This is a genomic window from Streptomyces sp. NPDC059455 (assembly GCF_042750115.1).
Taxonomy (GTDB): domain Bacteria; phylum Actinomycetota; class Actinomycetes; order Streptomycetales; family Streptomycetaceae; genus Streptomyces; species Streptomyces endocoffeicus.
This window is the reverse complement of the sequence record NZ_JBHYVB010000187.1, coordinates 1-22,463: the sequence shown is the minus strand read 5'-3', so window position 1 is coordinate 22,463 and position 22,463 is coordinate 1. Positions and strand designations below refer to the sequence as shown.

Sequence of the window (22,463 nt, the reverse complement as noted above, 5' to 3'; positions counted from 1 at the left end):
TTCCCGACACCTGACGATATGCGGCTCCGCCGCGTGCGGGGCTCCGCCCCAGACCCCGGCAGGGGCTCCGCCCCAGACCCCGGGGTCCGGGGGCGAAGCCCCTGCCACCGGCCGGACGCCCCGTAGCGCGGGCGGAGCCGCCCCGCCGGGGCGCGCGGGGGCGCTCCTCATGGCAGCGGGCGGGCCCCGGTCGTAGGGTGGACGCATGTCCACTCACGCGAAGCGCGAACGCCTGCTCCTCGCCGACCTCTTGGACGGCGCGGGCCCCGGGGCCCCGACGCTGTGCGAGGGCTGGAGCACCCGCGATCTGGCGGCCCATCTGGTGGTCCGCGAGCGGCGCCCCGACGCGGCCGCCGGGGTGCTGGTCAAGCCGCTGGCCGGGCGGCTGGCCCGGGTGCAGGAGGAGTTCGCGGCGCGGCCGTACGAAGAGCTGATCCAGCTGTTCCGCACCGGTCCGCCGCGGATGTCGCCGTTCGCGCTGAAGCAGGTGGACGAGGCGGCCAACAGCTTCGAGTTCTACGTCCACGCCGAGGATGTGCGCCGCGCCCAGCCGGACTGGACACCGCGCGAGCTGGACCCGGTCTTCGCCGACACGCTGTGGTCCCGCATCGAGCGCGGCGCCCGGATCTTCGGCCGCCGCTCCCCCGTCGGCCTGGTGCTGCGCCGCCCGGACGGCCGTACGGCGGTGGCCCGCCGCGGCACCCCGGTCGTCACGGTCACTGCCGAACCGGGCGAGCTGGCGCTCTTCCTCACCGGCCGCCAGGATTCCGCCCGGGTCGAGCTGGAGGGCGACAAGGAGGCCGTGGCCGCGGCGCACGAGGCCAAGCTGGGCATCTGAGCCGACCCCCGCCACCCCCCGAACGCCACCCGCCGCCGCCAGCCGAACGCCGAACGCGACGCGTCCCCGCCCGCGCCGGGCGGACGGGGACGATACGAGGGATTCCCCTAACAGGTCTCGCGGACGTAGCCGTCCTCGCCCGCGGGCGAGACGCCCTCGTCCCGCCGGACGACGCTGAGCCGGTCGCCCCAGCCCTCGCACGCCTTGGCGAAGCCCTCGTCGCCGTACTCGACCACCACCACATGGTCGTCGTACGCCTTGGCGAACTCGCCGCACTCGTCGTACTCGCCGCACTCCTCGACCACGGCGAAGTCCAGCCCGGCCGCCTCCCGGTCGGGGAGGAGCTCCGCGGTGTTCTTCTGTGCGATGGCCATCCCCTGGGCGTGGGCGTGCTCCGACAGCAGGGCCATGAACGCCTTGGCGTGAGCGGTGGTCAGCAGCTTCTTGGAGCGTTCGTAGCTGTCGTAGTTGTCGGGCTCGACGGCGTCGAACCCCTTGTTGGCGCAGCCGTCGATCCACCCGTCGACCTTGTCCGCCACGCGCTCGCGCTTCCCGGCGGTACGGAGGTCGAGCAGCGGTTCCTTCCACTTGGTGTCGATGACGAGATCGCCGTTGCGGTCGCGCAGCAGCAGGTCGTCCGGCCACTGGTCGCGCTCGCCCGGCTGGACCTGGAAGGCGTTGACGTAGCAGATGTTGTACAGCCCGTTCGCCGGGGAGTCCCCGCGGTCGCGGCTGACGATGTCGACACCCTTCGGCGGGGTGTACGCCCCGCCGATCTGGTAGTCGAAGCCACCGTGGACGGGCGGCAGCGCCACTTCGGACGCGCTGGCTCCCGAGGACATGGACACGGTCACGACGGCGGCCGCCGCGGCGGCGGCCGTCACCACCGACGCGAGGGCCCAGCGGCGACGAAGGCGTGCGGCATGGCTGGCTGGCATGAAAGCTCCAACACTCGCGGGTAGCGTCCCCGCCTCGGATGGCATCCGCCGTCCTGGCGACTGTGTCCGGGCTCGGGACCGGCACCGGGTCCCTACCGGCTGGGCGCACCTCTTGCGCGGCACGGGGCAAGTACACCGTGCGGCTGCTGCGATCAAAGCGGGCCCCGGCAACGGCGTCAAGTCGGCCGTCCGGCTGAACCGGATGGCAACACGTGGGCCGTTCCCCTGGACCGGATGGCATCAAGTCAGCAGCCCCATGGATCAGATGGCGTCACGTCGGCGCCCCCCGGACCAGATCCGCTGGAGCGGCCGGTAGTCGATCACCTCAACGCCCTCCTCCGCCAGCAGTTCGCGGGCCCGCGCCGACGTCAGGAACGCGTGGTCGCCGTGGCGCACCCGCCATCCGCCGCCGGGCTCGGCGGCCCGCGACCGGGCGTCGTCCAGCCCGGGGTGGACCGCCCACTCGCTGAGCCCGGGCGGAAGAGCGCGCAGCAGCTCGGCGTAGCGGGCCGCCTTACCGTCGATGTCGAGGGCGAAGCTGTCCAGGAAGTCATGGTCGGTGACCGGCAGCCCCCGCCCGCGCGCCGTCCGGCGGCCGCCGTCGAGCCAGACCCGCACCGCCAGTCCGTACTCCCCCGCCAGCGCCACGGTCACCTCGAAGACGTCCTCGTGGCCGCCGTCGGCCAGACAGTGCCAGTCCAGATGAGTCGGCGTCAGTCCCGCGTCGGCCACGGCCTCGATCTGGGCCCGGAACTCCCGCTCGACCTCCTCGGGGCGCGCCCGCGCGAGCAGTTCCTTCCGCCGGTCGGCGGTGAACAGCTCGCCCCGCTCGTCCAGCAGCGACGCCACCGTCCCCTGCGCGCTCAGCGGCCCCCACCGGAGGTGGTCCGCGTCGCGGACGAGCGTGAGGTGGATGCCGAACGGGATGTCCGGCCGCGCGCGCAGCATCCGCAGGGCCTGCGACGCCCCCGGGCACGGCACCATCAGACTGCAGGAGCTCGCGATCCCCTCCTCGATCGCGTCGATGACGGCGACATTGACCGACTCGTGCATGCCGAGGTCGTCGCAGTTGACGATGAGCACCCGCGCATCGGGCGGGAACCCCAGCAGCTGACTCGACGTGGCTCCGTCCATGCCCACAGTGTGAGCCGCCGTCACCGATCGCCCTACCGGTTTTCCGCCCGCCCGCCCCTACTGAGCGCTCGCGGCCGGACGCACCACGATCTCGTTGACGTCGACCTCGGGCGGCTGTCCGATGGCGTACGCGATGGCGTCGGCGATCGCGGAGGCGGGGATGGCCACCGAGCGGTAGGTCTTCATGGCCTCATGGGCGCTCGGATCGGAGATGGACTCGGCGAGCTCGGACTCGGTCACGCCCGGGGAGACCAGGCTCACCCGGATGTCACCGGCCGACTCCTGGCGCAGCCCCTCCGAGATGGCGCGTACGGCGAACTTGGTGGCGCAGTACACCGCGGCGGTGGGCGACACCTCGTACGCGCCGACCGAGGCGATGTTCACGACATGCCCGCCGCCCTGCTCCCGCATCACCGGCAGGGCCGCGGCGATGCCGTACAGCACACCGCGCACATTCACATCGAGCATCCGGTCCCACTCGTCGACCTTCAGCGCCTCGAGCGGCGAAAGGGGCATCACCCCGGCGTTGTTGACCATCACATCCACCCGCCCGAACCGCTCCCGGGCGGCCGTCACGAAGGCCCGCATGTCATCGGCCGCGGTGACGTCCAGCCGCTGGTACGCCGCGCTGCCGCCCTCGGCGGTGATCTCCCCGGCCAGCTCCCCCAGCCGCTCGGTCCGCCGCGCCCCCAGATAGACCCGGTGCCCCTCGGCGGCGAGCCGGCGCGCGGTCGCCGCCCCGATCCCGCTGCTGGCCCCGGTGATGAGCACGACCTTGCCGGTCCCGGTCATGGCGTTCATGGCGGTATCCCTTTCCGTCCTGGTGCCGCTCTGTTCTGACCCCACCGAGTCTGCGCAGGTCAGAACCCCCGTACCAGGACGGGCTCCTCCTGGGTGCGACACTCCCAGTCAGCACGGCATGTGGGCGGGAGCCAGTTCCGGCACCGCTCGGACACGAGGGGAGTGCACAGACGATGGGCCGACAGCACACCTACCGCGCCACCGTCCGGTGGACCGGTAACACCGGTTCGGGGACGAGTGGTTACCGGAACTACGGGCGGTCGCACGACATCCTCGGCGAGGGGAAGCCGACCCTGCGGGGCAGTGCCGATCCCGCGTTCCTGGGGGATCCGGAGTGCTGGAATCCGGAGGAGTTCCTGCTGGCCGCGCTCTCGCAGTGCCACATGCTGAGCTACCTCTCCGTATGCGCCCGGGACGGGGTGACGGTCACGGCGTACGAGGACGTCGCCACCGGGGTCATGGAGGAGACGGCCGGGCTCGGCGGGCACTTCACCGAGGTGGTGCTCAACCCGGTGGTCACCGTCGCGGACGAGGCGATGCTGGAGCGGGCGCGTTCGGCGCACGGGGACGCCCATCAGACGTGCTTCATCGCGAACTCGGTCAACTTCCCCGTCCGCCACGAGCCGGCCGTCCGAGTCGGCTGAGCTCAGGCCGCCGTCAGCGTGGGGTAGTCCGTGTAGCCGGTCTCGCCGCCCACGTACATCAGATAGGCGTCCCGGATGGGGTTGAGCGGGGCGCCGGTGCGCAGGCGGGTCACCAGGTCGGGGTTGGCCAGGAAGGTGCGGCCGAGGGCGATCAGGTCGGCGCCCTCAGCCAGCAGCGCCCCGGCCTGGCGCATACCGCCGTCGGCGGGGACGCCGTCTCCGGGCAGTGACGGGTTGGCGATCAGCGTGGCCGGCCAGGAGGCGCGGAGCTCCCGGAAGAGCGGCTGGTCCGGCCGGGCGCGGACGATGTGCAGATAGGCGAGGCCGGTGTCCGCGAGCTCCTTGACGAGCGCGGGGTAGAGGCCCTCGGTGTCGCCCTCCTCGATGCCGTTGACGGTGGATCCGGGCGAGATGCGCAGGCCCACCCGCTCGGGGCCGATCGCGTCGGCGACGGCGTGGACCGCCTCGGCCACGAACCGGACGCGCCCGGCCACCGAGCCGCCGTAGGCGTCGGTGCGGCGGTTGGTGCCCTGGGCCAGGAACTGGTGGAGGAGGTAGCCGTTGGCGGCGTGCACCTCCACTCCGGCGAAGCCCGCGCCCCGGGCGTTGCGCGCGGCGGCGGCGAAGTCGGCGACGGTGGAACGGATCTCCTCGCGCGTCATCTCGCGCGGTACGACGGCCTGCTGATGGCCGTTCGGGGTGAAGATCGTCTCCGGGAGCGGCACCGGCGAGGGCGCCACCGGCATCAGCCCGCTGGTGTCCGGGTGGCCGACCCGGCCGCCGTGCTGCAGCTGGAGGAACATCCGGCCACCCGCCGCGTGCACCGCGTCGGTCACCCGCCGCCATCCGGCCACCTGCGCCGCGTTGTGGATCGCGGCGATGTCGGGGTAGGTCTGCCCCACCGCGTTGGGCGTGGCGGCCTCGGCGACGATCAGCCCGGCGGTGGCGCGCTGGGCGTAGTAGGTGGCCATGATCGGCAGGGGCACGCCGTCGGCGGCGGCGCGGTTGCGCGTCATCGGCGCCATGACCAGGCGGTTGGGGAGGTCGAGAGGGCCGAGTCGGGCGGGTTCGAAGAGGCTGGGTATCTCGGGTGTGTGCGTCATGCGGGTACGGTAGAACTTGCCATTGATGTCAGATTCAAGCCCGGACCGGCAGGCGAGGTGAGGAATGCGGATCGGCGAACTGGCGCGGCGCACCGGCGTCAGCGAACGCTCGCTGCGCTACTACGAGAAGCAGGACCTGATGACGGCCGAGCGCACCCCGGGCGGCCACCGCGAGTACGGGGAGGGCGCGGTGGACCGCGTCATCCGCATCCAGGAGCTGTTCGCCGCGGGGCTGTGCAGCGAGAAGATCGCCCAGCTGCTCCCCTGCATGCGCGACTCGGACGGCGGCCCGTCGCGGACGGCCAACGGGCAGCTGGTCTCCGACCTGACGGTGGAGCGGAAGCGCATCGACCGCATGATCGCGGACCTGCTCCGCTCCCGTGAGGTCCTGGACGAGGTGATCGAGGCGGCGTCGGTCCCGGCCGAGTAGCCGGACGCGCCGGACACCCCGTGAGCGCCCGCGCCCCATGTGTGGCGCGGGTCACGGGAACCACCTCCGCCGTGCGGAGAGGCACGGGTGTGAGGTGTGAACGAGATGAGTGATGGCCTGCGAGCGCGGATACGGGCGGGTGACCGCGAGGCATTCGCGGAGCTCTACGAGAGTTACGCGCGCATGGTCTACAACCATGCTTTCCGGCTGACCGGCGACTGGTCGGTCGCCGAGGAGGTGATGGGCGATACGTTCCTCGACGCCTGGCGGACCCGGGAGCAACTGGAGCCGGGCGACGGCACGCTGAAACCGTGGCTGCTGGGCGTGGCGACGAACAAGGCCCGCAACGCCAACCGCGGCATCGGCCGCCGCCTGGCCTTCCTGGCCCGCCGCCCGGCCCCCGCCCCGATGGCGGACTTCGCCGACGAGACGGCGGCCCGGATCGACGACGCCCGCCGACTCGCCGCCGTGCGCACGGTGTTCGGCCGGCTGCGGCGCGGGGAGCAGGAGGTGCTGGCGCTGTGCGTCTGGTCCGGTCTGGACTACGCGCAGGCGGCCGAGGCCATGGGCATCCCGGTGGGAACGGTGCGCTCGAGGCTGTCCCGGGCCCGCGCCCGGCTGCGCAAGCTCGCCGATCAGCGGCTCGCGGAAGAAAGGCGCGCGGAAGAAAAGAAGGAACCGCCGCACCGGCGCGGAGAGGTACAGCGTGAGGCCGCGTTCGCGGCCCTGCCCTTTCAGGAGTTTCAGGAGGACCCCCGATGAACGCCGTCGGCTCCGGGCCCGCCCGGCCCGAGCGCGAGCGCGAGGACGCCGCGTACGAGGACACCGCGCGCGAGGACGCCGCGTACGACGCGTACGAGGACACCGCGTGCGAGGAGCTCGCCCGGCTGCTTCCTCCCGTCCCGGCCGAACGGGACGTGCCCTCCGCTCCGTACCTCCACCACAAGGACCGGTTGATGCAGCACATCGATGACGACCAGAACCGCACCCCCGCGCCCGCCCGGAAGGTCCGGCGGCGGCTGCCGCGCCCGGCGCTGCTGATGCCCGCCGCGGCCCTGGCGCTCGCCGGGGCGCTGGCCGTCACCCTGACCTCGGGCGGCGGCTCCGGCGATGGCGCCCACCCCCGCGAGACCGCCACCGTCCTGCTCGACCGGATCGCCGGAACCGCGGCGAAGTCGGACGTCAAGCCGGTGCGACAGGACCAGTTCGTCTACGTCCAGAGCGTGGGGCGGGGTGCCGAGCTGAAGGACGACGGCTCCTCCGAGCTGGAGCCGCGGGGCGAGCGGGAGGTCTGGCTGTCGCAGCGGGTGAAGCGGATCACCAAGATCGGCGAGATCCACGAGGGCGGGAGCTACTTCCCGCTGCGCGAACTGGGAGGGTCTCCGGCGGGCATCAACCGTCCCACCTACCAGTGGCTGGCGTCCCTGCCGACCGACCCGGACGTCCTGCTCAAGGAGCTCTACCGGATGACCGACGCGGACGAGGGCCAGGAGAAGGCGCAGGCCGTCTTCGACCAGATCGGCTCCCTGCTGGGCGAGACGGTGATGCCGCCGGAGAACGCCGCCGCCCTGTACAAGGCCGCCGCGAAGATCCCCGGGGTGACCCGGCACGAGGACGCGGTGGACGCGGCGGGCCGGCACGGGGTGGGCATCGTCCGCACCGACGAGCGGGGCTCGAGCGCCACCGAGTGGGTCTTCGACCGGGACAGCCTCGCCTACCTCGGTGAGCACAGCTACCGGACGAAGGACGCCGGGGCGGGCAAGAAGGGCGACGTCCTGTCGGAGAGGGCCGTCCTGAAGCGCGGCATCGTCGACGCGTACCGCCAGCGGCCGGGCTCCGCCGCGAACTGATACCAGGCGCGCCCGCGGCATAGATCCGCGCCCCCCCCCCCCGGCCCGGGGGGTCGGGGGCACAGCCCCGCACGCGGCGGAGCCGCAGATCGTCAGGTGGCGGGAAGGGGCGGGGAGGGGAACAGACAGCCCGCCGCAGGCGTCACAGTCCGCCGGACCCCCACCCCCTGGGCGCCGCGCCGGCGCCTCAGCGGACCGGGTGCCCCGCGTCCCGTAGCGCGTCCTTCACCTGGCCGATCCGCAGATCGCCGAAGTGGAAGACGGAGGCCGCGAGCACCGCGTCGGCCCCCGCGGCGATGGCCGGCGCGAAGTCGGCCGCCTTGCCGGCGCCGCCGCTGGCGACCACCGGGATGGTCACGTGCTTGCGGACGGCCTCGATCATGGCCGTGTCGTAGCCGTCCTTGGTGCCGTCCGCGTCCATGGAGTTCAGCAGGATCTCCCCGGCGCCCAGCTCCGCCGCGCGGTGGGCCCATTCGACGGCGTCGATGCCGGCGCCGCGGCGGCCGCCGTGGGTGGTGACCTCGTAGCCGGACGGGGTGACCGTGCCCTCCCCGCAGCGGCGGGCGTCGACCGAGAGGACGAGCACCTGGCTGCCGAAGCGCTCGGCGATCTCGCGGATCAGCTCGGGGCGGGCGATGGCGGCGGTGTTGACGCCGACCTTGTCCGCCCCGGCGCGCAGCAGCTTGTCGACGTCCTCCGGGGTGCGGACGCCGCCGCCGACCGTGAGCGGGATGAAGACCTGCTCGGCGGTGCGGCGGACCACGTCGTAGGTGGTCTCGCGGTCGCCGGAGGAGGCGGTGATGTCGAGAAAGGTGAGCTCGTCCGCGCCCTCCTCGCCGTAGATCTTGGCCATCTCGACCGGGTCGCCCGCGTCGCGCAGATTCTGGAAGTTGACGCCCTTGACGACCCGGCCGTTGTCCACGTCCAGGCAGGGGATGACTCGGACCGCCAGGGTCATGACTGTCGTGCTCCTCGGAATGCTTCCAGTTCGACTTCCACCAGGACGCGCGAGTCGACGAAGCCGGACACCACGACCAGCGTCGCGACGGGGCGCACGGCGTCGAAGAGCTCCTTGTGGGCGCGGCCCACCGCGTCCACGTCACGGGCGTGGGTGAGGTACATACGGGTGCGGATCACCGATTCGACGCCGAGGTCGAACTTCCTCAGCGCGTCCAGCGCATGGCCGAAGGCCGCGAGCGTCTGCTCGTACGGATCCCCCTCGCCCTCCAGGACGCCGCGCTCCGCGAGCGGCATCGTCCCGGCGACGAGCACCAGGTCACCGGCCTCGACGGCGCGGGCGAACCCGATGGTCTGTTCCCAGGGACTCTCGGTCTGGACCCGTCGCCCGAACTCGGGTGAGGTCATACGGCCACCGCCTCCAACGCCTCTTCCAAGGTGAATGCCTTGGCGTAGAGCGCCTTGCCCACGATGGCGCCCTCGACACCTTCCGGTACCAGGGTCGCAAGGGCACGCAGGTCGTCAAGCGAGGAAACGCCGCCGGAGGCGACGACGGGGCGGTCGGTCGCGGCGCAGACATTGCGCAGCAGCTCCAGGTTGGGGCCCTGGAGGGTGCCGTCCTTGGCGATGTCGGTGACGACGTAGCGGGCGCAGCCCTCGGAGTCGAGGCGGGCCAGCGTCTCGTACAGATCGCCGCCGTCCCGGGTCCAGCCGCGGCCGCGCAGCGTGGTGCCGCGCACATCGAGGCCCACGGCGATGAGGTCGCCGTGCTCGGCGATGACCTTGGCGACCCACTCGGGGGACTCCAGGGCGGCCGTGCCGAGGTTCACCCGGGTGCAGCCGGTGGCCAGGGCGGCGGCCAGCGAGGCGTCGTCCCGGATCCCGCCGGACAGCTCGACCTTGAGGTCCATGGCACGGGCCACCTCGGCGATCTGCGCGCGGTTGTCCCCGGTGCCGAAGGCGGCGTCGAGGTCCACCAGATGCAGCCACTCGGCGCCCGCCCGCTGCCAGGCCAGGGCGGCCTCCATCGGGTCACCGTACGACGTCTCGGAGCCGGACTCGCCGTGGACGAGGCGGACGGCCTGGCCGTCGCGGACATCGACGGCGGGGAGGAGTTCGAGGCGGTTCGTGCGCATGCGGACAACCTTCGGTGAGAGGGTGCGGGCCTTGAGAGCTGGCGCGGGGGCCGGTCAGAGCGTGTCGAGCCAGTTGCGGAGCAGCCGCGCCCCAACGTCGCCCGACTTCTCGGGGTGGAACTGGGTGGCCCACAGCGGGCCGTTCTCGACGGCGGCGACGAACGGCTCGCCATGGATGGACCAGGTGACCCTGGGAGCGGTGAGATGCGGGTTGGTGACCTCGAGCTCCCAGGTGCGGACCGCGTAGGAGTGGACGAAGTAGTACCGCTCGCCCTCGTCCAGGCCCGCGAAGAGCTGGGAGTCCCCGGGTGCCTTGACCGTATTCCACCCCATGTGGGGGACGATGGGGGCGCGCAGCGGCTCGACCGTGCCGGGCCACTCGTCCAGGCCCTCGGCCTCGACGCCGTGCTCGATACCGCGCCCGAAGAGGATCTGCATGCCGACGCAGATGCCCATGACCGGGCGGCCGCCGGACAGCCGACGCCCCACGATCCAGTCGCCGCGCGCCGCGCGCAGCCCCTTCATACAGGCGGCGAAGGCACCGACACCGGGGACGAGCAGACCGTCGGCGGCCATGGCCTTGTCGTAGTCACGGGTGATCTCGACCTGCGCGCCGACATGGGCGAGGGCCCGCTCGGCGGACCGGACGTTGCCGAATCCGTAGTCGAGGACAACGACGCTCTTGTTGCTCAATTCCATACCTCGAGCCGCAGGACGCCGGCGAGCAGCGCCATCGTGGCGCCGATCCCGAGCAGCGTGATGATGCTCTTGGACATGCCCTGCTTGACGAAGGAGATGACCCCGCCGAGCAGAAACAGTCCCACGAGGATGAACACGGTCGACAGGCCGTTCACGAAGCTACCTCGTTCACTTCTCCGCCCGCACGGCGAAAGCGCGGGTCGAATGTCGTCTGCGGCCCGGCGGCCGCGCGCGCGACGCTCACAGGGCTACCTCGTTCACTTCTCCGCCCGCACGGCGAAAGCGCGGGTCGAATGTCGTCTGCGGCCCGGCGGCCGCGCGTGCGACGCTCACAGTTACAGGGCGCCCTTCGTGGAGGGGAGGATCCCGGCGGCGCGGGGGTCGCGCTCACTGGCGTAGCGCAGGGCCCGCGCCAGGGCCTTGAACTGGCACTCCACGATGTGGTGGGCGTTGCGCCCGTAGGGCACGTGGACATGCAGGGCGATCTGCGCCTGGGCCACGAAGGACTCCAGGATGTGCCGGGTCATCGTGGTGTCGTAGGTGCCGATCATCGGCGCGATGTTCTCCGGCTCGGTGTGCACCAGGTACGGGCGGCCGGAGAGGTCGACCGTCACCTGGGCCAGCGACTCGTCCAGCGGCACCGTGCAGTTGCCGAAGCGGTAGATGCCCACCTTGTCGCCGAGCGCCTGCTTGAAGGCGGCGCCCAGCGCGAGGGCGGTGTCCTCGATGGTGTGGTGGGTGTCGATGTGCAGGTCGCCCTCGGTCTTGACCGTGAGGTCGAAGAGGCCGTGGCGGCCGAGCTGGTCGAGCATGTGGTCGTAGAAGCCGACCCCGGTCGACACATCGACCTGGCCGGTGCCGTCGAGGTCGATCTCGACGACGACCGAGGTCTCCTTGGTCGTGCGCTCCACACGTCCCACGCGGGTCATGCGCTCTTCTCCTTCATCAGCTCGCGTACCGCGTCGAGGAACGCGTCGTTCTCGGCCGGGGTCCCCGCGGTCACCCGCAGCCATCCCGGTACACCGTTGTCCCGGACCAGGACGCCCCGGTCCAGCAGGCCCTGCCACGCCGCGTGGGCGTCCTCGAAGCGGCCGAACTGGACGAAGTTGGCGTCGGAGTCGGTCACCTGGCAGCCGATGGTGCGCAGCTCGCTCACCAGCCGGTCGCGCTCGGCCTTGAGCGCCTCGACGTACCCCAGCAGCGTATCGGTGTGCTCGAGGGCGGCCAGCGCGGTGGCCTGGGTGATGGCGGACAGGTGGTACGGCAGGCGGACCAGCTGGACGGCGTCGACGACCGCCGGGTCGGCGGCGAGGTAGCCGAGCCGCAGCCCGGCCGCGCCGAACGCCTTGGACATGGTCCGCGAGAGCACCAGCCGCGGCCGCCCCTCGATCAGCGGCAGCAGCGACGGACGGTGGCTGAACTCCCCGTACGCCTCGTCCACGACGACGAGCGCCCCGGCGGCGTCCGCCCTGGCGTCCTGTGCCGCGTCGTGCAGCGCCAGCACCGTCTCGGCGCCGACCGCCGTCCCCGTCGGATTGTTGGGCGAGGTGATGAAGACGACATCGGGGCGCTGCTCGGCGATGGCCTTACGGGCGGCATCGACATCGATGGTGAAATCGGCGTTCCGGGGACCGGAAATCCAGCCGGTGCCGGTGCCACGGGAGATCAGCGCGTGCATCGAGTACGAGGGCTCGAAGCCGATCGCGGTGCGCCCCGGGCCGCCGAAGGTCTGCAGCAGCTGCTGGAGCACCTCGTTGGACCCGTTGGCCGCCCAGACCTGGGCGACGCCGACCTCGAGACCGGCCGTACGGCTGAGGTAGCGGGCCAGCCCGGTGCGCAGCTCCACCGCGTCCCGGTCCGGGTAGCGGTTGAGGTTCCGGGCCGCCTCGGCGACCCGCTCGGCGATCCGGGCGACCAGCGGCTCGGGCAGCGGATAGGGGTTCTCGTTGGTGTTCAGCCGTACGGGCACATCCAGCTGCGGAGCGCCGTACGGGGATTTGCCACGGAGCTCGTCCCGGATCGGGAGATCGTCAATGCCGGTCACTTGCTCGGTGGCACCTTCCAGTCGAACCTTGCCTTCACCGCGGCGCCGTGGGCGGGCAGATCCTCCGCCTCGGCCAGCGTCACCACATGGCCGGCGATCTCGGCCAGCGCGTCCCGGGTGTAGTCCACCACATGGATGCCGCGCAGGAACGACTGCACGGACAGTCCCGAGGAGTGACAGGCGCAACCGCCGGTGGGCAGCACATGGTTGGAGCCCGCCGCGTAGTCGCCGAGCGACACCGGGGCGTAGGCCCCGACGAAGATCGCCCCGGCGTTGCGCACCCGGGCCGCGACGGCCGCCGCGTCCTCGGTCTGGATCTCCAGGTGCTCGGCCGCGTACGCGTCCACGACGGCCAGGCCCTGCTCCAGACCGTCGACCAGCACGATGCCGGACTGCCGCCCGGCCAGCGCCGGACCGATCCGGTCCGCGACGTGCTTGGTGGCCCCCACCTGGACCTCGAGCTCCTTCTCGACCGCGGCCGCCAGCTCCTCGGAGTCGGTGACCAGCACGGACGCGGCCAGCGGATCGTGCTCGGCCTGGCTGATCAGGTCCGCGGCGACATGCACCGGGTCGGCGGTGGCGTCGGCGAGGACGGCGATCTCGGTGGGCCCGGCCTCGGCGTCGATGCCGATCCGGCCCTTGAGCAGCCGCTTGGCCGCGGCGACCCAGATATTGCCCGGCCCGGTCACCATCGAGACCGGACGGCAGTCCTCGGTGCCGTAGGCGAACATGGCGACCGCCTGGGCGCCGCCCGCCGCGTACACCTCGTCCACGCCCAGCAGCGCGCACGCCGCGAGGATCGTGGGGTGCGGCAGCCCGCCGAAGTCCGCCTGCGGCGGGGAGGCGACGGCCATCGAGACGACCCCGGCCTCCTGCGCGGGCACCACGTTCATCACCACGGACGAGGGGTAGACCGAGCGCCCGCCCGGTACGTACAGCCCGACGCGCTCGACCGGCACCCAGCGCTCGGTGACCGTGCCGCCCGGCACCACCTGGGTGGTGTGGTCGGTGCGCCGCTGGTCGCGGTGGACCAGCCGGGCCCGCCGGATGGACTCCTCCAGGGCGGCCCGCACGGCCGGGTCCAGCTCGGCGAGGGCGCTCTCCAGCGCCTCCGCGGGGACCCGCACCCGCTCTATGGTCACGCCGTCGAACCGCTGGGCGTAGTCGATCAGCGCGGCGGTTCCGCGATGGCGCACGTCGTCGCAGATGGGCCGCACCTTCTCCAGGGCGGCCTCGACGTCGAGCTCGGCACGGGGCAGCAGGTCGCGGTCGATCCCGCCTTCAGGGAAGGCGGCGCCGCGCAGATCGATACGGGAGATCACGCGATCAATTGTCTCAGACCCGCCACGAGGCCCCTCCCCCCGTATCAGTCAGTGATACGGACCCCCTAAGTTGACCCTGACCGTTGGCGTTCAACCGGTTACTCAGCGGGAATGTGCTCCGTACGGGGACACGGAGAATCAGGAGGGGACACGGCTGTGACCGAGCCGCACGATGGCGATCCACCCCCGGGCCTCGATCTGACCACCGCCGAATGGGGCATGTGGCAGGCGTTCCGCAATGGCAGCACCCATGATCTGCGCACCTCCCACCCCCAGCGGAACGACCCCTCCGGCCCGTACGCCTGGGGCCCGGAGCGCAGTGTCCGCGCGCGTGTCGTGGCCCTCCTGCTGCTGGACGGGCCGCCCGCGCAGCCGGGCCGGGTCTCGGCGCTCAAGCTCAACGGGGTGCACATCACCGGCACGCTCGATCTGGCCGGCGGACACATCGAGCCCTATGTGGAGCTCAAGAACTGCCGCTTCGAGCGGGAGGTGCTGGTCCCCGAGGCGCAGTTCACCACCCTGCGCCTGGTGGGCTGCTCCCTCCCCCGGCTGGAGGCGGCCCGGCTGCGCACCGAGGGCGATCTGCATCTGCCGCGCTGTGTGGTCGAGCACGGCATCCGGCTCACCGACGCCCATATCGGCACCGATTTACTGCTCAACCAGCTCATTGTGCGCCGTGACCGCCGGGGCATGTCGATCAGCGCCGACGGGCTGACCGTCGCCCAGGACTTCCAGGCCGACATGATCGAGTCGTACGGCGAGCTGAGCCTGCGCGGGGCGCAGATCGGCGTGTCGCTCAGCCTGCGCGGCAGCCGGCTGCGCAACCCTTACGGCCGCCGCGCGCTGAACGCGCCGCAGCTGACCGTGGAGCGCAGCCTGTACCTCACCGCGGGCGGAGTGAGCACGTACTCCAGCGGCTCCACCCCGCCGTACGGCACCGCCTCCACCCCCACCCGCGGCACCCGGATCCAGCGCTTCGAGTGCGAGGGCGGGATCCGGCTGGACGACGGGCGGATCGGCGACGCGATCGACCTCGATCAGGCCCGCTTCATCATGGAGAACGACCAGGAGCTGTCGCTGCGCCGGGTCCAGACGCCCGAACTGCGCTTCCTCGGGGAGCGGCCGCAGCGCGGACGGGTGATCCTCTCCGGCGCCCGGGTGGTCAACCTTGTCGACAAGTCGGTGAGCTGGCCGAGCCCCGGCGGGCTGACCATGGCCGGGTTCAGCTATGAGTGCCTGATCCCGCGCGGCCACTTCCCGCTGGCCCGGCGGCTGGAGTGGGTGGCCGCCGCCACGCCCGAGTACGCGCCCGAGCCGTACGAGATGCTGGCCAACACGATGCGGGCCAGCGGCGAGGACGCCGACGCGCGCGAGGTGCAGCTCGCCAAGCAGCGGCGCCGCCGGGAGACGCTGCCGCTCGCCGGGAAGGTGTGGGGCTATCTCCAGGACTGGACGGTGGCCTACGGCTACCGTCCGGGCCGGGCGGCGGTGTGGATGGCGGTGCTGTGGGCGGTCGGCTCGGTGTTCTTCGCCCACAACCGGCCGGAGGCGCTGAAGCCCGATGAATCGCCGAACTGGAACGCCTCGCTGTACACGCTCGATCTGCTGATCCCGGTCATCGATCTGGGCATGGACGGCTACTGGAAACCCGAGGGCGCCGTCCAATGGGCCTCCATCATCATGATCCTTCTGGGCTGGGTGCTGGCCACCGCGGTCGCCGCCGGCGCGTCCCGACTGCTGCGGCGCCAGTGACCGCTGCTCCGGCGCCGGTGAAAGGGAACGCGCGGGGCCATTAGGCTTACGCCCCGTGACCTCCGCGCGCCTTCCGCTCTTCCCGCTGAACACGGTGCTGTTCCCGGGGCTCGTCATGCCCCTGAACGTCTTCGAGCAGCGGTATCGCTCCCTGATGCGCGATCTGTCGGCGCTCCCCGAGGACGCGCCGCGCCGGTTCGGGGTGATCACGATCAGGGACGGCCATGAGGTCGCCCCGAGCGCGATCGGCCTCCCGGACTCCCTCAAGACGCCGGACCCCGGCCCCACGGCCGGGTTCGGCCCGGACCCCGCCAAGTCCTTCTACTCCGTGGGGTGCGTGGCGGACGCGGCCACCATCCGGGAGCAGGAGGACGGCACCTTCGAGGTGCTGGCCACCGGCACCACCCGCTTCGAGCTGGTCTCCGTGGACTCCTCCGGCCCATATCTGACGGCCGAGGTCAAGGAGCTGGAGGAGGAACAGGGCGAGGGCGCCGGGGCGCTGGCCTCGGGGGTGGTACGGGCCTTCCGCATGTACCAGAAGCGGCTCGCGGGCGCCCGGGAGCGGACCCTGGCGGCCGAGCAGGACCTGCCGGGCGAGCCGTCCGTCCTCTCGTACCTGGTGGCGGCCGCGGCCGTGCTCGACACGCCCGCGAAGCAGCGGCTGCTGCAGGCCCCGGACACCGCGAGCCGGCTGGCCGACGAGCTGAAACTCCTTCGCGCCGAGAGCGCGGTCATCGGTAAGCTCCCGTCGCTCCCTGCCGTCGATCTGACCCGCGGTCCCACCAGCCCCAACTGACGCGGACGAACATGCCGAAGAAGACCAAGAAGAACTCGGCGGGCACCCCCGCCACCACCGCCCTGACCGCCGCGGGCACGGACTTCACCGTGCACTCCTATGAGCACGACCCGGCGGCCCCGTCCTACGGCGAGGAGGCCGCCCAGGCGCTCGGCGTCGAACCGGAACGGGTCTTCAAGACCCTCGTCGCGAGCGTCGATGACCGCCTTACGGTCGCCATCGTGCCCGTCTCGGCCACGCTCGACCTCAAGGCGCTCGCCTCGGCGGTCGGCGGCAAGCGCGCCACGATGGCGGACCCGGCGGTGGCCGAGCGCACCACGGGCTATGTACGGGGCGGCATCTCCCCACTCGGCCAGCGCAAGCGCCTCCCGACGGCCCTGGACGCGTCGGCCGACGGCTACGAGACGATCTGTGTCTCGGCGGGCCGCCGCGGGCTGGAGGTCGAACTGTCACCCAAGGACCTGGCGTCACTGACGGCCGCGGTGGTGGCACCGATCGCCCGCTCGTAGCTCTCACGGCGGGCCGGCTCATGGCTCGCGCGCCAGGTGCGGGCCCGCACCACGTGCCCGTCGCGGATCTCCACGTCGTACCCGGCGGCGGGACCGAGCGGTCCCCGGACGGCGAGCGCGTCCCCGTCCAGCCGGCCGCTCTGCCGGATCCACTCCAGCCGGACCAGGGTGTCGGCGGCCAGGGCGCAGGGGTCCGGACCGGTCGGCGGTGGCCACAGGGCGGGCGCGGGACGGGCCCAGGCGTCCGCCACGCCCTCCACCCGCTCCAGATAGCGGCGGGGAGACCAGCGGGGCGAGGCGAGCGCGGCGATGACGGCGCGGGCCGTGGCCCCGGAGTCCACCACCGCCACTGCCCCGGGCGCCTCCAACGCGGCGTCGGCGCGGCGGGCCCCACCCGGGGCGACGCGCAGCACCACGCCCCGGCGCCGGTCCTCCTCCCCGGGCACGGACAGCGGCCCGGACGGCCGCGCGCGGTCCGGAGATGCCGGTTCCGCTCCGGGGGCCCAGTGCCGTACGGCAGCCACCAGGGCGACCAGCCCCGTACAGGCTCTGGTCGCTCCGGTGGGTCCGGTCACCAGCCAGCCGCCGCTCCCGACCACCACCCGCACTCCGGGCCGGTCCACCGCGCCGACCGCGGCGGCCACCGCCCGGCGGGCGGCGACCCCGCTGACCCAGGGCCGCGCCCAGTCGAACGCGCCCCGCTCACCGCAGGCCCCGCACATCCCGCCACCTTCCTTCTTCTGCCGTTCCCGCTTCTGTCGCCCCGAGCCGTACACGTCCGGGCCCGGCCCGCCGAGTCCCCGGTCCGCGCCCGACGCGGGGAGGACAGGGCCGCGGCCGACGCCGACGCGGCTACGGCATCACATCGCCGCTGTTGGGGCCGAGGGTCTGGCCGACGTACAGATTGCCGCCGGGGTCGCTGGCGAGCAGCACGGCGGTCGGAGCGACCTCCTCGGGCCGGCCGAACCGCCCCAGTGGCAGTTCGGCCTGTTTGGCCGCCTTCCACTCCGGGGTGATCCCGGCGACCAGCGGGGTGTCGATCGGCCCCGGCGCGATGGCGTTCACCAGGACGCCCCGCTCCGCGACCTCCAGGGCCAGCGACTTGGTCAGCCCGATGACCCCGGCCTTGGCGGCCGCGTAGTGGGACAGCGACCGGCCACCCTTGATGCCGAGCTGCGAGGCGATGTTGATGACCCTTCCCCAGCCCCGTTCCGCCATCTGGGGGACCGCGTAGCGGCAGCAGAGGAAGACGCCTGTCAGATCGACCGCGAGGGTCTCGGACCACATCCGCGGGTCCATCTCCATCAGCGGCGCCTCCGTGAGGATGCCCGCGGCGTTGACGAGGATGTCGATCCCGCCGAACTCCTCGACCGCGGCCGACATCACCGCCTCCACGGCGGCCGGATCGCTCACGTCCACCGCCGTGTGCCCCGCGGCGCCGGTCCGCTCGGCCACGGCCCTCGCCCGCTCCCCGTCGCGGTCGGCCACCACCACCCGGGCCCCTTCGGCCGCGTAGGCCTCGACGACAGCGCGGCCGATCCCGCTGGCCCCGCCGGTGATGAACGCGGTCCGTCCGTCCAGCGCACCCATCAGCACTCCCTCCTCATGCCGGCATCCTCACGGTGAGGCCGCCGTCGACGACCAGGCTCTGACCGGTGATGTACGAGGCGCCGTCCGAGGTCAGATAGGCGATCGCGGACGCGATCTCCCCGGGCCTCCCGACCCGCCCCCAGGGGATGTCCCCGGCGGCACGGGAGAGCCCCTCGGGACCGAGCGAGTTGACGGGGTCGGAGGACTGGGGGGTTTCGATGAGCCCCGGAATGACGGAGTTGACGCGGATGCCCCGCGGGGCGAGTTCGACCGCGAGACTGCGGCACAGCCCGAGCACGCCGGCCTTCGCGGCGGCGTAGTGGGCATGGTCGTCCCAGCCGTAGACCCCGCCCGCGATGGAGGACACCGCCACCATCGCGCCCGGTCCGTCCATCCGCCGCGCGGCGGAGCGCAGGGTGCGCAGCACCCCGGTGAGGTCGACGGAGAGCATGTCGTCCCAGGCGTCGTCGGTGAGCTGATCGAGCGGTGCCCGGCGCAGCACCCCGGCGTTGGCCACGGCGATGTCCAGGCGGCCGAAGGCCGTAAGGGCGTGTTCGGCGAACGCCTCGACCTGAGCGGGGTCGCGCACATCGACCTCGCACCGCGTGCACTCCCCGCCCGCCGCCTTCACCAGGCGCTCGGTCTCGGTGGGGTCGTGGGGGTCGCCGGGGTAGCTGCCGATGACGGTGCGCACCCCATGGCGGGCGTACTCCACGGCGAGCGCGCGGCCGATGCCGCTGGCCGCCCCGGTGATGACGGCGACGCGCCGGTCCGTGGGATGGTCGGTCCTTGCCACTGTGGTTTTCTCCCGATGGTTTCAGGCTTCGACGGTGTCGACGCGCCGGGCGGCGAACATCACGAAGCCGGACAGAAAGGTGCCGACCGCCCCGACGAGCAGCGCGGTGCGATCCCAGTGGGCGCCGGAGGCGAGCATCGCGGTGGCGATCGCCCCGGCGGCGATGGCCCCTGGCTGGCTGAACGCGTTGATGAACGAGGTGCCGGTGGCCCGGCAGCGGGTGTCGTAGCACTCGCCCATGTAGAAGAGCATCGCGGCGTACGGGCCGACCAGGAAGAACATCCCCAGGGAGTAGAGCACCACCACGGCGACGGTGCCGTGGGCGACGGTCAGCATGAGGGCGAAGAGCACGCCCGAGAGGATCCAGCCGCAGGCGATCACATTCCGGCGTCCGAAGCGGTCACCGGCCCAGCCGTGGAAGAGATATCCGGCGAAGGCCACGGCGTTGATGATGATGAAGAGCACCAGGGAGTTGGCGAAGCTGACGCCCTTGGCCTTGGTGAGCACCGTGGTGCCCAGGACGCTGAAGGTCTGGATGCCGAACCAGTTGACCAGCCAGGCGAAGCTGAGCACCAGGGTGTTGCGCCGGGCGCTGCCGCGGAAGATCTCCAGCAGCGGTGCGGAGGGCGTCTCGTCCACGCCGTACTCCGCGGCGACCCGCCGTGCCTCGCCCGTCTTGCCCTCCCGGTGCAGCCGACGCAGCCGCTGCTGGAGCTCGAACTGCGGGGTCTCCGGCAGTCCCCGGCGCAGCAGGGCGATGACGATGGCCGGGAAAGTGGCCAGCAGGAAGCAGCCACGCCAGCCGACGAGCGGCAGGAACACGGCGACGAACGCCGCGGCCACGAGCGTGCCGGTCGGCCAGCCGGCCTGCACCAGGCTGTAGACGAAGCCGCGGCGCTTCTTGATCGCCTCGTCCTCGGTGACGGCGTAGATCTCGTTGAGGTAGGTGGTGTTGACGGACTGTTCGGACAGCCCGATGCCGCCCAGGGAGCGGACACCGACCAGATACCCGGCGTTCACGGTTCCGGCCGAGGCGGCCGACGCCAGAGCGGTGCCCGAGACCGTGAGGATCATGCCCTTACGGCGGCCGAGCCGGTCGACGAGCGGGCCGACCCCGAGGACCACGATGGCCGTTCCGGCGGAGATCAGGGTGGAGACGAACGCCGCTCGTTCCTCGCTCCAGCCGAAGCGGTCGGAGATCTCCGGCAGCAGGGTGCCGAAGAGGATGTAGTCGTAGACGGCGAAGACCCATGCGAAGAACGCGATGGCCGTCGCCTTACGGGTGGGACGCACCCCGATGCGCGGCAGTCTGCGGGTGGGCGCGGTGGGGTCGGAGGAGACTGTGGTCATGGCGGGTGCCCCTTGTCGGAAGCGGGGGATCGCCGCGCCGTCGCGGCGAGGGGAACGGAGATGCTTCGGCCGGGGGTGGGGCCGGGGCCCGGCGGCATGAAGCCTGTCGCCCGGGAAAGGGCCGCGCCACGCACGGGATGACCGCGCTGGGGGCGGGACGGAGAACGGGTTGATCAGGCGCGGGGGAAACGAGCCTTGAAGTCGGTGGCGATGTCGTCGAAGGTCGACCAGCGCACGCCCTCGTGGCCGCCGATGTATTCGATGAGCCGCTCCAGCATCAGCAGCGTCTGGGGCCTGCCGGAGACATCGGGGTGGATCGTCATGGTGAAGGCCGCGTAGTCCATCTCCCGGTACACCCAGTCGAACTGGTCGCGCCAGGTCTGCTCCAGTTCGCGCGGGGAGACGAAACCGTGGCTGTTGGCGCTGGCCTTGACGAACATCATGGGCGGCAGATCGTCGAGGTACCAGTTGGCTGGGATCTCGACCAGTCCGGTCTCCTGACCGCGCACCAGCGGTTTCATCCACTCCTCGGCCGGGCGCGAGTAGTCGATCTTCGTCCAGCTGTCGCCCACCCGGACGTAATAGGGCGTGAAGTCGTTGTGCATCAGCGAGTGGTCGTAGGTGATACCGCGCTCGATCAGCAGCTCGTTGGTCACCGGCGAGAACTCCCACCAGGGGGCGACATAGCCGGTCGGGCGGCGCCCGGAGACCTTCTCGATCAGATCGATGCTGCGGTCCAGGATGGCGCTCTCCTGGGCCCGGGTCATCGCGATCGGGTTCTCGTGCGAGTAGCCGTGGGCGCCGACCTCATGGCCCGCGCCGACCACCTGACGGGTCTGATCGGGGAAGGTCTCCAGGGAGTGGCCGGGGATGAACCAGGTGGTGCGCAGCTCCTTCCGCTCGAACAGCCGGAGCAGCCGTGGCACCCCGACCTCCCCGGCGAACAGCCCGCGGGAGATGTCACAGGGCGAGTCCTCGCCGCCGTAGGAGCCCAGCCAGCCGGCCACCGCGTCCACATCGACGCCGAACGCCACGAAGATCTCTTTAGCCATGGGTGTTCCTCTCCAATGAATCCAGTGAATGCAGTGAATCCAGCGAATCGTTGAATTCGGCCCGCACCCGCTCCGGATCGCCGTAGGCGCCGAGCAGGGCGATGAGCAGGACCCGCGCCTGGGAGGGGCGCAGGGTTCCGGTGGGGACGGCCCCGGCCCGCACCAGATCCGCGCCGCCGCCGTTTCCGTAGAGCGCGGCCACGGGGCCCGCGTGCACTCGGGTGGACAGGGCGACGACGACGCCGGACGCGGTGAGCCGGGCGACCTCCGCGGCGACCTCCGGGTTGGCGTTGCCCGCCCCGGTGGCTTCGAGCACCACCCCGCGGGCGCCCGCGTCGGCCACCGCGCGCAGCGCCCGGATATCGCATCCGGGGTAGCAGGCCACGATGTCGACGCGGATCCCATCGGGACGGAAGGCGCCGAGGTCCAGCGGCTTGGGGCGCACCGGCACCGCCGAGATCCGCACCTCGCCGTCGCCGACCCGCCCCAGCGGGCCGCCGTCGGGTGCCGCGAACGCGGCGGGCGCCGTGGTGTGCGCCTTACGGGTGCCACGGGCGGGGTAGACCTGGCCGTCGAAACAGACCAGCACCCCCAGGTCGCGGGCGGCGATGGGGGGGGCCGCCCCCCGCCCGGGCCCCCCCAAGGGGGGGGCCGGGCCCCCCCGGGGCGGGCCCCGCCGCCGCGGCCCCCCGGGCACCACCCCGCCCCCCGGGCCCGGCGAA

26 protein-coding genes are annotated in these 22,463 nt (G+C 72.3%); 8 read left to right on the top strand and 18 right to left on the bottom strand.

Going from position 1 to position 22,463, the window contains the following annotated elements:
* The first annotated feature begins 205 nt into the window (after positions 1–205).
* Entirely contained in the window at positions 206–838 is a 633-nt protein-coding gene (locus ACFXB5_RS42065) for a TIGR03085 family metal-binding protein (protein ID WP_385218776.1), read from the top strand.
* Between the two features lie 107 nt (positions 839–945).
* On the opposite strand, the gene ACFXB5_RS42060 is transcribed toward ACFXB5_RS42065, so the two are convergent.
* From ACFXB5_RS42060 to ACFXB5_RS42050, 3 genes are all read right to left on the bottom strand, one after another.
* Positions 946–1,776 (bottom strand): endo alpha-1,4 polygalactosaminidase, encoded by an 831-nt coding sequence (locus ACFXB5_RS42060; protein ID WP_385218775.1) that lies wholly within the window; start codon positions 1,774–1,776, stop codon positions 946–948.
* A 261-nt stretch (positions 1,777–2,037) separates the two neighbouring features.
* Complete coding sequence (locus ACFXB5_RS42055) at positions 2,038–2,910, bottom strand: polysaccharide deacetylase family protein (RefSeq protein ID WP_385218773.1); 873 nt, start codon at positions 2,908–2,910, stop codon at positions 2,038–2,040.
* A gap of 57 nt (positions 2,911–2,967) precedes the next feature.
* On the bottom strand, positions 2,968–3,702 hold the full coding sequence (locus tag ACFXB5_RS42050; RefSeq protein ID WP_385218780.1) for an SDR family oxidoreductase: 735 nt from the start codon (positions 3,700–3,702) through the stop codon (positions 2,968–2,970).
* 182 nt (positions 3,703–3,884) lie between these two features.
* Here ACFXB5_RS42050 and ACFXB5_RS42045 point away from each other — a divergent pair, with 182 nt between their 5' ends.
* Positions 3,885–4,355 (top strand): OsmC family protein, encoded by a 471-nt coding sequence (locus tag ACFXB5_RS42045; RefSeq protein WP_385218771.1) that lies wholly within the window; start codon positions 3,885–3,887, stop codon positions 4,353–4,355.
* Between the two features lie 2 nt (positions 4,356–4,357).
* Here ACFXB5_RS42045 and ACFXB5_RS42040 read toward each other — a convergent pair whose 3' ends face one another.
* Entirely contained in the window at positions 4,358–5,458 is a 1,101-nt protein-coding gene (locus tag ACFXB5_RS42040) for an alkene reductase (RefSeq protein ID WP_385218769.1), read from the bottom strand.
* Between the two features lie 64 nt (positions 5,459–5,522).
* Here ACFXB5_RS42040 and ACFXB5_RS42035 point away from each other — a divergent pair, with 64 nt between their 5' ends.
* The 3 genes from ACFXB5_RS42035 to ACFXB5_RS42025 all read left to right on the top strand — a co-directional run bounded on the left by ACFXB5_RS42035 (position 5,523) and on the right by ACFXB5_RS42025 (position 7,738).
* The gene (locus tag ACFXB5_RS42035) at positions 5,523–5,888 is read left to right on the top strand and encodes a MerR family transcriptional regulator (protein ID WP_385218767.1); all 366 of its coding nucleotides are present in this window, start codon (positions 5,523–5,525) and stop codon (positions 5,886–5,888) included.
* A 105-nt stretch (positions 5,889–5,993) separates the two neighbouring features.
* Complete coding sequence (locus tag ACFXB5_RS42030; protein WP_385218765.1) at positions 5,994–6,650, top strand: RNA polymerase sigma factor; 657 nt, start codon at positions 5,994–5,996, stop codon at positions 6,648–6,650.
* On the top strand, positions 6,647–7,738 hold the full coding sequence (locus ACFXB5_RS42025; RefSeq protein ID WP_385218763.1) for a CU044_5270 family protein: 1,092 nt from the start codon (positions 6,647–6,649) through the stop codon (positions 7,736–7,738). Before ACFXB5_RS42030 ends, ACFXB5_RS42025 begins: the two co-directional genes overlap by 4 nt.
* 187 nt (positions 7,739–7,925) lie before the next feature.
* On the opposite strand, the gene hisF is transcribed toward ACFXB5_RS42025, so the two are convergent.
* From hisF to hisD, 8 genes are all read right to left on the bottom strand, one after another.
* The gene (gene hisF / locus ACFXB5_RS42020) at positions 7,926–8,696 is read right to left on the bottom strand and encodes an imidazole glycerol phosphate synthase subunit HisF (RefSeq protein WP_385218762.1); all 771 of its coding nucleotides are present in this window, start codon (positions 8,694–8,696) and stop codon (positions 7,926–7,928) included.
* Entirely contained in the window at positions 8,693–9,103 is a 411-nt protein-coding gene (locus ACFXB5_RS42015; protein WP_385218760.1) for a Rid family hydrolase, read from the bottom strand. Before ACFXB5_RS42015 ends, hisF begins: the two co-directional genes overlap by 4 nt.
* Positions 9,100–9,831, bottom strand: coding sequence for a bifunctional 1-(5-phosphoribosyl)-5-((5-phosphoribosylamino)methylideneamino)imidazole-4-carboxamide isomerase/phosphoribosylanthranilate isomerase PriA (gene priA / locus ACFXB5_RS42010; RefSeq protein WP_385218758.1), 732 nt, complete (start codon positions 9,829–9,831; stop codon positions 9,100–9,102). The genes ACFXB5_RS42015 and priA overlap by 4 nt, the downstream gene beginning before the upstream one ends.
* A 54-nt stretch (positions 9,832–9,885) precedes the next feature.
* Positions 9,886–10,530, bottom strand: a complete 645-nt coding sequence (gene hisH, locus ACFXB5_RS42005; RefSeq protein WP_385218756.1) for an imidazole glycerol phosphate synthase subunit HisH — start codon at positions 10,528–10,530, stop codon at positions 9,886–9,888.
* Entirely contained in the window at positions 10,521–10,685 is a 165-nt protein-coding gene (locus ACFXB5_RS42000) for a hypothetical protein (protein WP_037948925.1), read from the bottom strand. The genes hisH and ACFXB5_RS42000 overlap by 10 nt, the downstream gene beginning before the upstream one ends.
* A 180-nt stretch (positions 10,686–10,865) precedes the next feature.
* Positions 10,866–11,459 (bottom strand): imidazoleglycerol-phosphate dehydratase HisB, encoded by a 594-nt coding sequence (gene hisB / locus ACFXB5_RS41995; protein ID WP_014059975.1) that lies wholly within the window; start codon positions 11,457–11,459, stop codon positions 10,866–10,868.
* Positions 11,456–12,574 (bottom strand): histidinol-phosphate transaminase, encoded by a 1,119-nt coding sequence (locus ACFXB5_RS41990; protein WP_385218754.1) that lies wholly within the window; start codon positions 12,572–12,574, stop codon positions 11,456–11,458. Before ACFXB5_RS41990 ends, hisB begins: the two co-directional genes overlap by 4 nt.
* Entirely contained in the window at positions 12,571–13,896 is a 1,326-nt protein-coding gene (hisD, locus tag ACFXB5_RS41985) for a histidinol dehydrogenase (protein ID WP_385218752.1), read from the bottom strand. The genes ACFXB5_RS41990 and hisD overlap by 4 nt, the downstream gene beginning before the upstream one ends.
* A 156-nt stretch (positions 13,897–14,052) precedes the next feature.
* On the opposite strand from hisD, the gene ACFXB5_RS41980 reads away from it, so the two are divergent.
* The 3 genes from ACFXB5_RS41980 to ybaK are packed head-to-tail and all read left to right on the top strand — an operon-like array spanning position 14,053 to position 16,953.
* Entirely contained in the window at positions 14,053–15,648 is a 1,596-nt protein-coding gene (locus tag ACFXB5_RS41980) for an oxidoreductase (protein ID WP_385218750.1), read from the top strand.
* A gap of 55 nt (positions 15,649–15,703) precedes the next feature.
* Complete coding sequence (locus ACFXB5_RS41975; RefSeq protein WP_385218748.1) at positions 15,704–16,444, top strand: LON peptidase substrate-binding domain-containing protein; 741 nt, start codon at positions 15,704–15,706, stop codon at positions 16,442–16,444.
* Positions 16,445–16,455: 11 nt separating this feature from the next.
* Entirely contained in the window at positions 16,456–16,953 is a 498-nt protein-coding gene (gene ybaK / locus ACFXB5_RS41970) for a Cys-tRNA(Pro) deacylase (protein WP_201853371.1), read from the top strand.
* Here the strand turns inward: ybaK and ACFXB5_RS41965 are convergent.
* The 6 genes from ACFXB5_RS41965 to ACFXB5_RS41940 all read right to left on the bottom strand — a co-directional run bounded on the left by ACFXB5_RS41965 (position 16,842) and on the right by ACFXB5_RS41940 (position 22,438).
* Complete coding sequence (locus ACFXB5_RS41965; RefSeq protein WP_385218746.1) at positions 16,842–17,675, bottom strand: hypothetical protein; 834 nt, start codon at positions 17,673–17,675, stop codon at positions 16,842–16,844. The genes ybaK and ACFXB5_RS41965 overlap by 112 nt on opposite strands.
* Positions 17,676–17,805: 130 nt before the next feature.
* The gene (locus ACFXB5_RS41960; RefSeq protein WP_385218744.1) at positions 17,806–18,543 is read right to left on the bottom strand and encodes an SDR family NAD(P)-dependent oxidoreductase; all 738 of its coding nucleotides are present in this window, start codon (positions 18,541–18,543) and stop codon (positions 17,806–17,808) included.
* Positions 18,544–18,556: 13 nt separating this feature from the next.
* Positions 18,557–19,339 (bottom strand): SDR family NAD(P)-dependent oxidoreductase, encoded by a 783-nt coding sequence (locus ACFXB5_RS41955; RefSeq protein WP_385218742.1) that lies wholly within the window; start codon positions 19,337–19,339, stop codon positions 18,557–18,559.
* A 21-nt stretch (positions 19,340–19,360) separates the two neighbouring features.
* Positions 19,361–20,689, bottom strand: coding sequence for an MFS transporter (locus ACFXB5_RS41950; RefSeq protein ID WP_385218740.1), 1,329 nt, complete (start codon positions 20,687–20,689; stop codon positions 19,361–19,363).
* A 173-nt stretch (positions 20,690–20,862) separates the two neighbouring features.
* Positions 20,863–21,741, bottom strand: a complete 879-nt coding sequence (locus tag ACFXB5_RS41945; RefSeq protein ID WP_385218739.1) for a polysaccharide deacetylase — start codon at positions 21,739–21,741, stop codon at positions 20,863–20,865.
* Positions 21,734–22,438, bottom strand: coding sequence for an asparaginase domain-containing protein (locus ACFXB5_RS41940; RefSeq protein WP_385218778.1), 705 nt, complete (start codon positions 22,436–22,438; stop codon positions 21,734–21,736). Before ACFXB5_RS41940 ends, ACFXB5_RS41945 begins: the two co-directional genes overlap by 8 nt.
* Positions 22,439–22,463: the final 25 nt, after the last annotated feature.

What these genes read in the sequence shown, in the direction of transcription:
- ACFXB5_RS42065 (WP_385218776.1), top strand. Translation starts at nt 206, where the DNA reads ATGTCCACTCACGCGAAGCGCGAACGCCTGCTCCTCGCCGACCTCTTG.
- ACFXB5_RS42060 (WP_385218775.1), bottom strand. Translation starts at nt 1,776, where the DNA reads ATGCCAGCCAGCCATGCCGCACGCCTTCGTCGCCGCTGGGCCCTCGCG.
- ACFXB5_RS42055 (WP_385218773.1), bottom strand. Translation starts at nt 2,910, where the DNA reads ATGGACGGAGCCACGTCGAGTCAGCTGCTGGGGTTCCCGCCCGATGCG.
- ACFXB5_RS42050 (WP_385218780.1), bottom strand. Translation starts at nt 3,702, where the DNA reads ATGACCGGGACCGGCAAGGTCGTGCTCATCACCGGGGCCAGCAGCGGG.
- ACFXB5_RS42045 (WP_385218771.1), top strand. Translation starts at nt 3,885, where the DNA reads ATGGGCCGACAGCACACCTACCGCGCCACCGTCCGGTGGACCGGTAAC.
- ACFXB5_RS42040 (WP_385218769.1), bottom strand. Translation starts at nt 5,458, where the DNA reads ATGACGCACACACCCGAGATACCCAGCCTCTTCGAACCCGCCCGACTC.
- ACFXB5_RS42035 (WP_385218767.1), top strand. Translation starts at nt 5,523, where the DNA reads ATGCGGATCGGCGAACTGGCGCGGCGCACCGGCGTCAGCGAACGCTCG.
- ACFXB5_RS42030 (WP_385218765.1), top strand. Translation starts at nt 5,994, where the DNA reads ATGAGTGATGGCCTGCGAGCGCGGATACGGGCGGGTGACCGCGAGGCA.
- ACFXB5_RS42025 (WP_385218763.1), top strand. Translation starts at nt 6,647, where the DNA reads ATGAACGCCGTCGGCTCCGGGCCCGCCCGGCCCGAGCGCGAGCGCGAG.
- hisF (WP_385218762.1), bottom strand. Translation starts at nt 8,696, where the DNA reads ATGACCCTGGCGGTCCGAGTCATCCCCTGCCTGGACGTGGACAACGGC.
- ACFXB5_RS42015 (WP_385218760.1), bottom strand. Translation starts at nt 9,103, where the DNA reads ATGACCTCACCCGAGTTCGGGCGACGGGTCCAGACCGAGAGTCCCTGG.
- priA (WP_385218758.1), bottom strand. Translation starts at nt 9,831, where the DNA reads ATGCGCACGAACCGCCTCGAACTCCTCCCCGCCGTCGATGTCCGCGAC.
- hisH (WP_385218756.1), bottom strand. Translation starts at nt 10,530, where the DNA reads ATGGAATTGAGCAACAAGAGCGTCGTTGTCCTCGACTACGGATTCGGC.
- hisB (WP_014059975.1), bottom strand. Translation starts at nt 11,459, where the DNA reads ATGACCCGCGTGGGACGTGTGGAGCGCACGACCAAGGAGACCTCGGTC.
- ybaK (WP_201853371.1), top strand. Translation starts at nt 16,456, where the DNA reads ATGCCGAAGAAGACCAAGAAGAACTCGGCGGGCACCCCCGCCACCACC.
- ACFXB5_RS41965 (WP_385218746.1), bottom strand. Translation starts at nt 17,675, where the DNA reads ATGTGCGGGGCCTGCGGTGAGCGGGGCGCGTTCGACTGGGCGCGGCCC.
- ACFXB5_RS41960 (WP_385218744.1), bottom strand. Translation starts at nt 18,543, where the DNA reads ATGGGTGCGCTGGACGGACGGACCGCGTTCATCACCGGCGGGGCCAGC.
- ACFXB5_RS41950 (WP_385218740.1), bottom strand. Translation starts at nt 20,689, where the DNA reads ATGACCACAGTCTCCTCCGACCCCACCGCGCCCACCCGCAGACTGCCG.
- ACFXB5_RS41945 (WP_385218739.1), bottom strand. Translation starts at nt 21,741, where the DNA reads ATGGCTAAAGAGATCTTCGTGGCGTTCGGCGTCGATGTGGACGCGGTG.